This is a genomic window from Luteimonas sp. TWI382 (genome assembly GCF_039674545.1).
Classification (GTDB): Bacteria; Pseudomonadota; Gammaproteobacteria; order Xanthomonadales; family Xanthomonadaceae; genus Luteimonas.
In genome coordinates this window covers 63159-76278 of the sequence record NZ_JBDJNS010000018.1, presented here as the reverse complement: position 1 = coordinate 76278, position 13120 = coordinate 63159, and the positions used below count along the sequence as shown (strand labels likewise).

Sequence of the window (13120 nt, the reverse complement as noted above, 5' to 3'; positions counted from 1 at the left end):
CTCCTGAAGGCTCGTCCCGCGGTTGCGCTCGACCTGAAGCACTGCGCGCTCTTCCGCGCTCAGGTGGCTGTACTGTTTTCCCATCGCGACACCCTACACTCCGCCGGGTGTTGCACTTGGAAGTTGAGTCTGCCCTGGGTGGCTGGGAAGACTATCGGGTGGAGCGCATGGTGCGGACCGAGGGCGGCAGTCGGACCGTGACGATCTCCCTCAAGCCACCGCACGCATGATGTACTGCTGTAACCCCCCACCTCGCGTCCGCCGGATACCGCGCGAGCCACTACGTTCGCGCACAAGAAGTGCCTTTATAAAGCCTTCCGAACAGTTGATGAAGCCAAGATGCGATGCTTGCAGGCACTTCCCCAGCGAAAATTTACAACGATGGCGGCAAATGAACTTGGATCCGCCGGCCACTCGCGACATTTTTCTCACTGTGGATCACGCCTTGCAACATCTAAGAATTGGCGACTTTGGGCACTCAAAAATTTCACATTTTCTTCAGCCCCACAGAATAATCGCGTAGACACCGCTAATAAGGAAATCGACAGTGAGACCGAAGAACCTGGACAATCCGATTGAGCTAACCGACTCCATCCGATCCGAGCTGCCCGAAGCTTTTGCAGGGTCTTTTAAAATAAACTCAGACTCCTCGATAACCAGAGAGAAAGGCTATTACGGAACATGCATCGCGATGCCGTCCTCCAAACTTCGCGCAGTTCTATCCATTGACCGAGAGATACTAATCCTTATCTCAACTTTCGAAGATCAGCAAACTAGAACCATTCAGACCGCGCGCGAGATAATTGAGGACCCCAACGGCCGCCTGGATTCCTCAACGTTTGTTGTAATACACAGAGACCCTAGAGGAAACAATAAGCTAAAGAAGTGGGGCCGCGAACATAGTCTTGCAGTTCTACCGATATACTACGAGGGCTCACTCCCCACCGGCGATTCGTTGCTGCAAGCCCTTGCCTACGAGCTGTACTCTTTTGACGTTTTTGACGTCACAGGGCCAGTCGCTGATGACTTGCAGTTTTTTGGACGAAGAGAGGAAGCGCGAAATCTAGCTAAAAAGCTTCAGACCGGACAAATTAGATCTTGCTTCGGCATTCGCAAGATCGGAAAAACCTCGGTGCTCCACAGAGTGGTTCACGAGGTTCGAGAGCACTACGATTGTTCCACATTCTTAATTGATGCCGAAAGCGATTCTGTATTTAACCTTCGAGCGGCGCAGCTTCTAAATTCTCTTGCTTCCTCACTTGAGCGCGCACTAACTAAGAACGACGGAAAGCTCGTCATCAATACCGAGGAAGTTGAAATCACAACCTCCTCAGAACGACTAAAAAGTGCGGTTGAAAAACACGAAAAGCAGATTCTATTTGTATTCGATGAAATCGACTATCTAACCCCAACCAGTCCGACTGCCCCCCATTGGCGGGAGGATTTCAATGCATTTTGGAGAAATTTGCGGGCTGTCTATCAATCGTCCGCAATGACGAGCAGAAATTTATCACTTTTGATATCAGGCGTCTCAAGCAAATGGTTTTCAGTAGAGTCGATTGAGGGGATCGAGAACGCCGCTCTTTCATTGGTTCCGGAGGAGTACTTGAGCCCACTTCCCCGTGGCGCTGCCGCGGCGATGATCCGCCGCCTAGGGCGAACTGCTGGACTTGCATTTAACGACGAAGTTGCCGACAAGATCGCACAAACTTGCGCAGACATGCCTTTTTGGATTCGAAAAGCCTGCAGCTACATACACTCGAAAATTGATGTAGGACTTAGACCATTCGAACCCCAGGTGTCCCTAATTAATGATTATCTTAGAGAGTTTATAGATTCCGATGGCACAGCCATGTCGGAAGTGGCTTTAGCTCATCTATTCAGAGTATACCCTGAAGTTAGAGACCCCGCGTTCGCTTGTTACGAAAGAGGAATTTCAGCCCTCCCCCCACGCATGCTTCGAGTTTTGCAGAAGTATGGAATTGTTTCTTCTGGTCACACGCCCACAATTAGCGGTGAAATGATGGAGGCAGGCTTAAAGAATCTATCGACCAATAGAACCGAGGAAGCAATTCGCGCTCAGCCGGAACCACCAATCACAACCGACTCGTCTAATTACGGAGAGTGGGCTGATGAGCTCGCTATAATATCTCGACGCCGAAATATTCTAGAGAGAAAATTAAGGGGAGTTGTTGGCAACTTTATAAGATTTTCATCAATGAACGATTCATCAAAATCTCCAGCCAAAGAGCGGATTCTCAAGTGTGTCGATGCGAAAAGGCGAGAAGGCCTTCAGAGCAGCGACCTTGACGAAATAATGTCGAAGCTTTTCTGGCTAGAGCTTATCTCTGTTGTCAAGAAAGAATGGGAGTTGTTTGACAAGCTTTTCGGGGACAAAGCAACGCTTGATAAATTTACGACCATTGTTAACGAGCGCCCCGACGCTCACGCTAAAGACATCGATCAATTTGATGCCGCACTTCATCGCAACGCCGTCGGGTGGTTTGAGGACCGACTTTCTCGCATCTAATCAGGAATTAAATCACGTGGCGTGGCGCACGTGAATTATATTTCATCGCCAATTAAAGGCAGAATTAACGGCATTTATTTTATCGAAACGTTGCTTGAAATCGATTAACTTAGTTAAACCAGAATACATTTTCGGCTTCTGTAATGACCCAGCGGTTCCTGCACCGAACTCCGCACTCTGTCCTTTAAGATCGATACAAACGAATGGCACCTGGATCGCCCAGCGTCCTTGAGGGTGAGGCCCGAGTACGCGCGAAGCGCGAGCGCAGACCGGACCCGCTGCCAACCTGTGCGGCGCCAGCCACGGTCTGCCAATATGGGTTCCGATACTGCAGCGCGACAAGCTTAGGCACAAGCGCCACCTCCGGCCCAGCCGGGGATCCCCTACCGTCACGCCGCTTGACAAACCCCGCAAGTGCGAAGTGCTGATCGGCAATGCGCCTTATGTGCTGAGGATCGACCCAGACGGCCTGAAGCTCGTGCCCAAGGGCAAGCGCAAGGGGCTGGCGCTGCGCTGGACCGACCTGGTCAGCGGCGACGCGGCGCTGGAGACGGCGTTGCGGGCGTCGTTGGAGGCTCGCTGAATGCGCAGGTGGCCGATCGGCTAGTACTGATTGACCGAAGCGTTGCAGTGTGTAGGATACACACTCATGAAGAGTGGAGACCTCATCAAGGCGGTGGAAGCTGCGGGCTGGACGTTGGATCGGATCAGCGGTTCGCACCACATCTTCACCAAGCCGGGTCATTACCCCCTCTCGATCCCACACCCCAAGAAAGACCTCGGCCGGGGACTGGTGGCGAAACTGAAGAAGGCCGCAGGTATCTGAGGAGGCCCTATGCGCTATCCAATCGCAATCGAACCGGGCGATGACGGCACGGCGTTCGGCGTTGTCGTACCCGATCTCCCCGGCTGTTTTTCGGCCGGCGACACCATTGACGACGCCATGACGCATGCGGAAGAGGCGATCCATCACTGGATCGAGGCCGCCATCGATCAGGGCATGGAGATTCCTGCCCCCTCCACGGTGGCGCGCTGGGCGAACGAGGACGATTACTCGGGCTGGACGTTCGGCTTCGTCAAAGTCGATCCCGCCGCGCTCGACGATCAGATCGAGCGAGTGAATATCAGTATTCCGCGCCGCGTGCTGCATCGGCTCGACGAGCGGGCCCGGGCGGCCGGCGAAAGCCGGTCCGGCTATATCGCCCGGATGGCGCTTGGCGCCCCCTGACGGGCGAGCACTCAGGCAACAGATCAGCCTCGCTTCGTGCGGGGCTTCTTTGTAGGACCTTCGAATTTTCCCGTGACTCGTCCGTCTCGACGCCGCTGCGCGCATTCTCTGCCCGGCGCACCGCCATAGCGGGGGCTGCCCCTTAAGACCAGAAGCGCGGCGATGATTGCACGCAACCAAAAACTGTGCCTAGACTGCCGGCGCGGATCGCGGCGCTTGTGGGGGAAGATGCGCAGACGCATCGGTTCGCGCTAGGACAGTAGGAACGCAACGGGTGTCGGTATGTCCCGCGGTCGGTTTGCGGTCGTATCGGCGGCTTGCCCCGTTGTTCTCGATCTCATGACGACACAAGGAGATAGGATCATGAAGCGTTTCGTGCGTTCGGTGCTGCGTACCGGGTCTGGCCGCCAGAAGGCCGTGTGGAAGTACGCCTACCTCTGGCCGAATATCTATCTGGGCTGAGTCGCGCGTCGACACTGCGCCGCGCAGCTTCGTGCTGCGCGGCGTTTGTTTTGTGGAGAAGGACATCCATGCTCGACAAGCTCCCCGTCGTGGGCCGATTCCTGGGCGGCCGCGTCGCCGACGACGCCGGTTGGCGGCGCATGCAGGCGTTGCTGCGCAAGTGCGAGCGCCGCCCGGTCTACCGCGCCTGGATCGGTGACGTGGTGGTCTGCGATGCGGCGCTGGCACGTCGGGCTTTGCTCGACAGCGACAACTGCCTGGCGCGCGAGCCGAGCGTGTGGCAGTTCGGCGACAAGCAGCGGGTGCCGGCCGCCACCGTCACCGAACTCAACCGCTGGCTGCACGGCGTCGCTGCCCGGCACGATGTCGATGCCGCAGCACGCGTCGCGGTCGTGGCGCTCGCGGCGGCCTCGGGGGATCTGCATCGCGCTGCCCTGCTGGCGGCGCTCGATTCGGTCGCCAGCATGCTGGGTTTCGACTGCAATCCCGAGTTGGCGGCTGCGGTCCGCGTGTACATCGGCGATGTCTTCCACGCCAAGCTCGTCGGCGGGCAACTCGATGCTGCCCAGCGTGCACGCGCCGAAGGACTGGCGTCGCGGGTCGCGGCGATGCTCACGACCTGCGATGCCGAGCCGCCGGCGGTGTTGCTCGCCGATGGTGTGCTGACCGGCGCGGCGCGCGGCGAGGTCTATCTGCACGCCGTGCTGTCGGTGGTCGGCGCGTCGGGCGTCATGTTGGCGTGGCTCGCGTGCGTCTTGCACATGGACGCGGTGGCCGGCATCGACACCTCCGCCGAGGCGCGTGCCCGTGTGTTCACTTGCAAGCCCGAGCATGTCGCACTGGAACTGCTGCGGCTGTGGCCGCCGGCCTCGGCGCATGGCCGGCGCGTGCTCAAGGACCATCAGGTCGGGCCGGTCAAGGCGCTGCGCGATGACGACCTGGTGATTCCGGTGTTCGTCCTGCATCGGCATCGTGACGCCTGGCCCGATGCACGCGCCTTCGCGCCACAGCGCTGGCAGGAGGACCCGCGGCCGGCGGCGTTCATGCCCTTTTCGGCGGGCCCCGGCGCGTGCATCGGCTCGCAGTTCGAGATCCGTTGGCTGGCGGCCGTGGTGCGGCACGCCGCGGCTCTGGGCAGCCTGCAACTCGTCCAGCTCGGCAGGTCGCCGTGCGCGAACACGATGTTCTCGCCGCCGCGATCCCAGCTCGAGGCGCCTTGAGCATCGCCGGCCTCCGAGGAGCGACGCGGTGATGCGCCCCGCTCTCGTCTAGCGCCGCACCGGCGCAGTATCCAACGCCTCGCACAGCCGGTTGCGGGTGTCCTCCAGCCCGAACTCGGTCCGATGGATGCGCACCGGGGCGCGGCCGTCGCGGCGGCCGAGGATGCGGCACACGGTGGCCTGCAGGGTTTCGGGGTCGTTGTCGAAGTCGCCGTGACGGGTCGCCGCACTGCCGTCGGCGACGCTGGCGGGCGGCTCGCGGGCCGGGGACTGGATCCAGTCCAGCCGATCGGTGGCCAGCAGGTCGCGGATGCCCGAATGGGCCTCAATGAAGCGGGCCATGCCCAGCAATGGCGTGCCATGGCGATGCTCGCTGCGCACCCAACTGCGCGCACGCACCTCGAAGGCATGGGCCACGAGGTACAGCAGGGACTTGTTGTAGATGCGTGCGCAATGGTCGTCCTGCTCGGCGCGATCGGTCAGCGTGAACAGCGCGGCATGGCCGATGCGTTCGTTCTGCAGCACCGGCAGGAAGGTCTGCTCGAACAGGGCCATGGTCATCGCCGGCGCCCACAGCGTGAGGCTGGCGATACGCTGGCCGATGCCCTGCATCGTGGCGGCCGGGCCGTCTTCGACGCGGCCGTCGCTGGTCAGCAGTTGTGCCAGCGGCGCCAGCAGCACGGCCCCGGCACTGTGGCCGACCAGGTGCAGTTCCACATCGGGGTCGGCCTGCATCCATTCGCCCAGGAGGCGGGCGACCTGGGCCGCGCCGCCCGCTTCGGTGATCGCCTCGCCGCTGCGCACGACGGCGTTGGTCGCCAGCAGCGCGTTTTCCTTCATCTCGTCCCACAGCGCCTTGCCGCCCAGGGCGCGGGCCAACGGTTCGATGGTGTCGTCGACGCGGTCGAGCAACAGGCCCTTGGCGCGGTCCATCAGGCCCTCGGTGCGCGGGCGCACGGCATCGCGCAGCAGGTTGCCCAGCGTGCTCCAGAAGCCGGTCTTCCAGACGAAGCACAGCGGGTAGACCTGCTGCGGCAGCATCAGCTCGCGCAGGTCGGCGACGCGCTGGATGGCGGCCTCCTCGGGCACCAGGCCGCCGTGCGCATAGAGCGCGATGCGCTTCTTGGGCCAGTCGCGGGTGATGCGCGGCAGGTCGTCGCGCACGAGGTTGCGCACCGCCTCCTGGCCGGTGCCGAAGCGGCCGGTCGTGCGCAGGCGGCCGTCGTTGCCGAGGCTGACGATGTGCGGGCGCAGGTCGGCCTGGGCATAGCTGTTGGACTGGCGGGCCAGGAACGAATTGCTGGTGGCCGTGGCCTGGACGCGTTGCAGGCGCACCGGCACGGCCAGCCGCGCCACCCAGACATCGGTGCCGCGCTGCAGCCACTCGTCGTAGCTCACCCAGCCGTAGCCGCGCCGGCCCCAACGCGTGCCCCAGGAGTTCTGCAGCCAGAAGCCGTCACGGTCGTAACCGACGATCGCGAACGCATGCCAGCCGGCGATCGGTTGCTCGGCCCACGTGATGACGCCGGTGGCCGGCGGCGCCAGCCAGCCGTCGTGCACGGCCGCCGAGGCGTAGAGCACGCCGGCCTCAGCAAAGGCGGCGTGCATCGCCACCAGGTCCTTGTGGTTGACGCGGTAATAGGCGCCGAGCGGGTGCTCCTGCGCGGCCCGGGCGCGTTCCTCGGTGTAGACCTCGTGCAGCGGCCCGGGGCGCGCCGGCCAGCACTCTTCGGCGCAGACGCCGTGGCGGTGCCAGCCCTTCATCGCGCCGCGGCAGCTCGAGCCGGTGTAGTCCTCGCCCTGCCATTCGTCGTAGCGGCGTGCCATGTCGTAGAGCATGCGCGTGCTCACCCGCCGGGTGACCGGCTCGGGCCGGCGGCGGCGCAGCAAGGTGTGGGCCACGGTGGCCAGGCCGTAGGCGGTGCAGGCGCCGTCGCTGCGCTGGTCGAGCAAGGGGACCTTCAGCGCGAGGAAGTGCGCGAGCGGCATCTCCGAGGGCACGTCGACCAGCGTGGGCTCGAACATGCGGTCGCGGAAGTCGGCGGTGTCGGGCCGGGCGTCGAACAGCCGCGGCGTCGCCGCTGTCGTCCGAGGCGCCTTGCCGGCGCGGGTCGTCGTGGTCGCCATGCTGCCTCCTGCGTGCCTGCGTCGAACGCGGCCGATGCCTGCCACCGGCCTTGGCGGATCCCCGGCTGCAGTGTGCACCGGTTGTGTGTCGCCGTCGCGGCAGCGTGCGCGAGGGCGGTCGCATCGGCCGCGACCGATCAGTCCTTGACCAGGCCGCCGTCGACGACAAGGTTCTGGCCGGTGACGGCGCGCGCCCACGGCGAGGCGAAGAACAGCACCGCGTCGGCGAATTCGCCCGGCGTGGTCACGCGGCGCAATGGCGTGCTGGCGGCGATCAGGTCGAACACCGCCTCGGGGGTTGCGGCGCTCGCATCGGTGGTCCGCAGCAGGCCGCCGGAGAGCATGTTCACGGTGATGCCGTGCGGGCCGAGATCGGCGGCCATCGTGCGCGTGAGCGAGAGCAGCGCGGCCTTGGCGGCGGTGTAGTCGTGGTACGGCACGACCGGGTTCTGGAACAGGTTGGTGCCGATGTTGATCACACGCCCGAAGCCGCGCTCGTGCATGCCGGGCACGGCGGCCTGGATCGTATTCAGTGCCCCGCGCACGCTGCCCTCGAACTGGGCGGAGAAGCGCGCCCAATCGATCGTCTCGCCCTGCGGGCGGGCATCGCCGTCGAACGCGAAATCGACGAGCGCGTTGTTGACCACGGTGGTCACCGGCGCACCGAACCGCGCGTGCGCCTGCTCGAACAACGTGGCGACCTGCGTGGGGTCGGTGACATCGGCCCGCAGCGCCAGCGCGCGCTCGGGGCCGAACTCGTCCTGCAGCGCCTGCGCGGCCGCAGCACTGCGGAAATGATTGACCACCACGCGCGCGCGCTGGCCGAGGAACGCGCGCACGATCACGGCCCCCAGGCCGCGGGCGCCACCGGTGACGAGGACGATCTGGTCGGAGAGCGGGAGCGACATCGGCACATCCATCAAGGCGAGAACAGTCGGCAAGCATGCCATTGCTGCGCGGGTTCGAGGCGTGCGCGAACAGTGCAGCGAAGAGCGAAAAGCCCCCCCATCCCAACCTTCCCCCGCAAGCGGGGGAAGGAGTAGTCGTGCGCGCCTTAAGTAAGCCGCGGGTCGGCGCATTGTTCGTCCCAGCGCGCGGTAAGACGTCAGCGACGCCGCGTCGCATGGTCACCTCCCCCACGCGTGGGGGAGGTCGACACGCGCAGCGTGGCGGGTGGGGGCACGGACTGGCGCGATGGCGTCTCCCCCCACGAACACGCATGCGAGAGCACAACGCACGTCATGCGCCGTCCACGACTTATCTTTCTGGAGCCCCGGCTTCGCCCGTAGCCTCGGCATCCGCCGACACCCCCGCCCCGCCCGCCTCCCGCGTTGCCTGCGCCGCGATCTGCCCGTCGACCATCGCGTCGAACGATGCGAGCAGCACCTCGAAGCCGCCGCCAGGCTCGAGCAGGTCGAGCGCGGCGGCGATCGCCTCGACGGTCGCGAGGGCATGCGGTTCGCGGGCGCGGCGCACGCGATAACGCGAGCGCCGGTCCGGCGCGAGGGCCAGCCGCGGCAGCGCGGCGAGCGCAGGGTTCAGGCGCAGCAGGCGACGGGCCGTGCGCCAAGTGCCGTCCGGAACGACGAGCAGCGTCTGCGTGCCCTCGCCCGTCGCCGTCCATGTCCCGGGATCGACGGCCGCCTCGCCCGGAAACAGCAGCAGCGCACGCACCCCGGGGGCCTCGAGCCAGGCCGGCAGTTCGGCGAAGCGCTCGCCCACCCACAGCGTGGCTTGGCGCAAGCCAAGCGCGGCCAGCCGCGCGGTGTTGAGCGGATGCGCGGCCTCGTCGGGATGCTGCAGTACGAGAACCCGGCTGCGACTGGGCAGATCGGGGATCCACGCGCACAGGCAATGCGAGACCGGGCGCAGGCAGCGGGGGCAGCGGAGGCGGGCCATGGCGCGCGGTGCGGCGTCCGTGAAATGGTGGGCGGAGGCGCCGCCTGCCATCTCAGTCGGGGATCGCCAGCGCCAGTGTCTCCTTGATTTCCTCCATCACGATATAGCTGCGCGATTCGCGCACATGCGGCAGCGTCAGCAGGCTGCTACCGAGCAGTTCGCGATAGGCGGCCATCTCCGGGATGCGGGCCTTGATCAGGTAGTCGAAATCGCCCGACATCAGGTGACATTCGAGCACATTGGGCACGCGCAGGGCCGCGCGGCGGAACTCCTCGAAGATGTCGGCCGACTTGTAGGCCAGGCCGATCTGCACGAACACCAGCAGGCCAGCCTTCAACCGCGCCGGATCGAGCCGGGCGTGGTAGCCCTGGATCACACCCTCGCGCTCGAGCCGACGGACGCGTTCGGTGCACGGCGTCGTCGACAGTCCGACCCGTTCGCCGAGCTCGGTAAACGAGATGCGCGCATCCGCCTGCAGGATGCGCAGGATGCGCGCGTCGATGCGGTCGAGCGGGCGGCTGCGGGGGGTGCGCGGGACGGGCATGAAAACTCCGGGCAAGAGCGGCACGCGACAGGATAATCCGCCATGAACCACGCCTCAAAACAGCGGAATCGACTATCGGGCCGCCACTATACTGCGCGGATTGCGTGCCGGTCGCGCCCTGCGTCGGCGAAATGTCTTGCGGAGTGGCGCACATGCGCGTGGTGGTGCTGGGAAGCGGTGTGATCGGCGTGACGAGCGCCTGGTATTTGGCGCGCGCCGGGTTCGAGGTGACGGTGGTCGACCGGGCGAATGGTCCGGCCTGCGAGACCAGCCATGCCAACGCCGGACAGATCTCGCCCGGCTATGCGTCGCCGTGGGCGGCGCCGGGCGTGCCGTTCAAGGCGATCCGCTGGTTGATGCAACGGCATGCGCCGCTGGCGATCCGGCTCACGTCCGATCCCCAGCAATACCTGTGGCTGGCGCAGATGCTGCGCAACTGCACTGCCGCGCGCTACGCGGTGAACAAGGAACGGATGGTGCGGCTGGCCGAGTACAGCCGCGACTGCCTGGACGCGCTGCGCGCCGAGACCGGCATCGCCTACGAGGAACGCCAGCTGGGGACGCTGCAGGTCTTCCGCACCCAGGCGCAGCTCGACCACGCCGGACGCGACACCGCGGTGCTCGACCAGGCCGGCGTCCCCTACGAGCTGCTCGACCGCGCCGGCATCGCGCGTGTGGAACCGGCGCTGGCCCGTGTCGCCGACCGCCTGACCGGCGCGCTGCGTCTGCCCGACGACCAGACCGGCGATTGCCGGCTGTTCACCGAGCGGCTGACCGAACTGGCGCGCAACGAAGGCGTGACGTTCCGCTTCGGGCAGACGATCGAGCGCATCGAGGGCAGCGGCGACCGGGTCGACGGCATGCGCATCGATGGCCGCCTGGAACGCTTCGACCGCTATGTGATGGCGCTGGGCAGTTGGTCGCCGGCCCTGCTGCGGCCGCTGGGCCTGGACGTGCCGGTGTATCCGCTCAAGGGCTATTCGCTGACGATCCCCATCCGCGACCCGGCGATGGCGCCGGTCTCCACGGTGCTCGACGAAAGCTACAAGGTCGCGATCACCCGCTTCGACACCCGCATCCGCGTCGGCGGCATGGCCGAGGTCGCCGGTTTCGACATGCGCCTGGATCCGCGCCGGCGCGCGACGCTGGAAAAAGTGGTCGGCGACCTGTACCCGCACGGCGGCGACCTCGCAGCGGCCGACTTCTGGACCGGCCTGCGGCCGGCCACGCCCGACGGCACGCCGGTGGTCGGCGCCACCCGCTACCGCAACCTGTTCCTCAACACCGGGCACGGCACGCTGGGCTGGACGATGGCCTGCGGCTCGGGCCGTTATCTGGCCGACCTGATGGCGATGCAACCGACCGCGATCCGCGGCGACGGACTCGACCTCTCTCGCTACGGACACGCGCGGGACACTGCGTCGCGGTCGGACACGCGCAGCGTCGCAGGCGCGACAATGGCGCGCTGATTTCCCCCGCAGCAAGGACACCGCAATGCGCCCCGCTCGCGCGCTGATCGACCTCGACGCCCTGCGCCACAACTACCGACTCGCCCGCCGCCTCGGCGGCGGCAAGACCCTGGCGGTGATCAAGGCCGATGCCTACGGCCATGGCGCGGTGCGCTGCGCGCAGGCACTGTCGAGCGACGCCGACGGGTTCGCGGTCGCGTTCCTGGAAGAAGCGCTGACGCTGCGCGAAGCCGGCATCACCGCGCCGATCCTGCTGCTGGAGGGCGTGCTCGCCGCCGACGAGCTGCCGCTGGTCGCGAAGCACGATCTATGGATGGTCGTCCACGCGTCCTGGCAGGTCGAGGCACTCGCGCGCACCTCGCTGCCGCGGCCGCTGGACGTGTGGCTCAAGCTCGACTCGGGCATGCACCGGGTCGGCATCGATCCGGCCGCCTATGCCGCCGCCTGGCAGCAGCTGCACGCCCTGCCGCAGGTCGGCCGCCTGGTGAAGATGACCCACTTCTCGCGCGCCGACGAACCCGACCAGCCGCGCACGCGTGAGCAGATCGCGACGTTCGCCGCGGTCACCGCCGGCCTGCCGGGCGAGACCAGCCTGTGCAACTCCCCCGCCCTGCTCGCCTGGCCGCAGGCACGCGGCGACTGGGCGCGTGCGGGGCTGATGCTGTATGGCGCGTCGCCGTTCGCGCCCGGCCATCCGGCTGCGGCGCAGCTGCAGCCGGTGATGACGCTCGAATCGCAGGTCATCGCGGTGCGCGAGCTGCCAGCCGGCGAGCCCGTGGGCTACGGCGGCACGTTCGTCACGCCGCAGCCCACGCGTGTGGGCGTGGTGGCAATGGGCTATGCGGACGGCTATCCGCAGTTCGCCGTCGCCGGCACGCCGGTCGCGATCGACGGGCGGCCGGGCCGGCTGATCGGCCGAGTGTCGATGGACATGCTCACCGTCGACCTGACCGAGCATCCGCAAGCCGGCGTCGGCAGTCGTGTCGAACTGTGGGGCCGCCAGGTCCCGGCCGGCGAGGTCGTCGCGCGCAGCCAGACGAGTGCGTATCGGCTGCTGTGCGGCGTCAAGCGCGTGCCGCTGGTGTCGATCGCGGAACGCTGACGGCGCTTGCCCCCACCCGGCGCGCGCTGCGCGCCGACCTCCCCCGCGAGCGGGGGAGGTGATTCCGCGCTTGGCCCCTTCCCCCGTTTTTTACGGAGGAAGGCTGGGATGGGGGCCGCGTTCCGCGACAAGCACTTACCCCCACCCGGCGCCTTCGGCACCGACCTCCCCTCGAGCGGAGGAGGTGATTCCGCGCATCCTCTCAGGCGGTCGAGGTGTTCTCGTGCAATGAAGGCTTTTGGCCCCTTCCCCCGTTTTTACGGGGGAAGGCTGGGATGGGGGGCGCGTTCCGCGACAAGCGCTTGCCCCCAACCCGGCGCTTTCGGCACCGACCTCCTCGCGAGCGGGCGAGGTGATTCAGCGCACCGCCTCAGGCGGTCGAGGTGTTCTCGTGCAATGAAGGCTTTTGGCCCCTTCCCCCGTTTTTACGGGGGAAGGCTGGGATGGGGGCCGCGTTCCGCGACAAGCACTTACCCCCACCCGGCGCACGGTGCGCACCGACCTCCCCGCGAGCGGGGAGGTGATTCCGCGCACCGCCT

Annotated in this window: 11 protein-coding genes; 7 read left to right on the top strand and 4 right to left on the bottom strand. The window is 65.6% G+C overall.

The window, feature by feature from the left end; translation table 11 throughout:
* The first annotated feature begins 547 nt into the window (after nt 1-547).
* The 5 genes from ABE505_RS12135 to ABE505_RS12115 all read left to right on the top strand — a co-directional run bounded on the left by ABE505_RS12135 (nt 548) and on the right by ABE505_RS12115 (nt 5440).
* Nucleotides 548-2530 (top strand): ATP-binding protein, encoded by a 1983-nt coding sequence (locus ABE505_RS12135; protein ID WP_346444614.1) that lies wholly within the window; start codon nt 548-550, stop codon nt 2528-2530.
* A gap of 421 nt (nt 2531-2951) precedes the next feature.
* Nucleotides 2952-3113 (top strand): hypothetical protein, encoded by a 162-nt coding sequence (locus ABE505_RS12130; RefSeq protein WP_346444616.1) that lies wholly within the window; start codon nt 2952-2954, stop codon nt 3111-3113.
* Nucleotides 3114-3179: 66 nt separating this feature from the next.
* Nucleotides 3180-3356 (top strand): type II toxin-antitoxin system HicA family toxin, encoded by a 177-nt coding sequence (locus ABE505_RS12125; RefSeq protein ID WP_082132466.1) that lies wholly within the window; start codon nt 3180-3182, stop codon nt 3354-3356.
* A gap of 9 nt (nt 3357-3365) precedes the next feature.
* A complete protein-coding gene (locus ABE505_RS12120) occupies nt 3366-3758 on the top strand; it encodes a type II toxin-antitoxin system HicB family antitoxin (RefSeq protein WP_346444618.1) in 393 nt (130 codons plus the stop codon).
* 530 nt (nt 3759-4288) lie between these two features.
* Entirely contained in the window at nt 4289-5440 is a 1152-nt protein-coding gene (locus ABE505_RS12115; protein ID WP_346444620.1) for a cytochrome P450, read from the top strand.
* Between the two features lie 48 nt (nt 5441-5488).
* Here the strand turns inward: ABE505_RS12115 and ABE505_RS12110 are convergent, their stop codons facing one another.
* The 4 genes from ABE505_RS12110 to ABE505_RS12095 all read right to left on the bottom strand — a co-directional run bounded on the left by ABE505_RS12110 (nt 5489) and on the right by ABE505_RS12095 (nt 10010).
* Nucleotides 5489-7567, bottom strand: coding sequence for a C1 family peptidase (locus ABE505_RS12110; protein WP_346444622.1), 2079 nt, complete (start codon nt 7565-7567; stop codon nt 5489-5491).
* A 137-nt stretch (nt 7568-7704) separates the two neighbouring features.
* Nucleotides 7705-8487 (bottom strand): 3-oxoacyl-ACP reductase, encoded by a 783-nt coding sequence (locus ABE505_RS12105; protein ID WP_346444726.1) that lies wholly within the window; start codon nt 8485-8487, stop codon nt 7705-7707.
* 337 nt (nt 8488-8824) lie between these two features.
* Nucleotides 8825-9517: a DTW domain-containing protein gene (locus tag ABE505_RS12100; protein ID WP_346444624.1), complete on the bottom strand. Its 693-nt coding sequence runs from the start codon at nt 9515-9517 to the stop codon at nt 8825-8827.
* A gap of 1 nt (nt 9518) precedes the next feature.
* Complete coding sequence (locus ABE505_RS12095; protein WP_346444626.1) at nt 9519-10010, bottom strand: AsnC family transcriptional regulator; 492 nt, start codon at nt 10008-10010, stop codon at nt 9519-9521.
* A gap of 152 nt (nt 10011-10162) precedes the next feature.
* On the opposite strand from ABE505_RS12095, the gene ABE505_RS12090 reads away from it, so the two are divergent.
* Together ABE505_RS12090 and alr are read left to right on the top strand one after the other, a co-directional pair.
* Nucleotides 10163-11479, top strand: coding sequence for a D-amino acid dehydrogenase (locus ABE505_RS12090; RefSeq protein WP_346444628.1), 1317 nt, complete (start codon nt 10163-10165; stop codon nt 11477-11479).
* Nucleotides 11480-11504: 25 nt separating this feature from the next.
* Nucleotides 11505-12581, top strand: coding sequence for an alanine racemase (gene alr, locus ABE505_RS12085; protein WP_346444630.1), 1077 nt, complete (start codon nt 11505-11507; stop codon nt 12579-12581).
* The last annotated feature ends 539 nt before the right edge of the window (nt 12582-13120 follow it).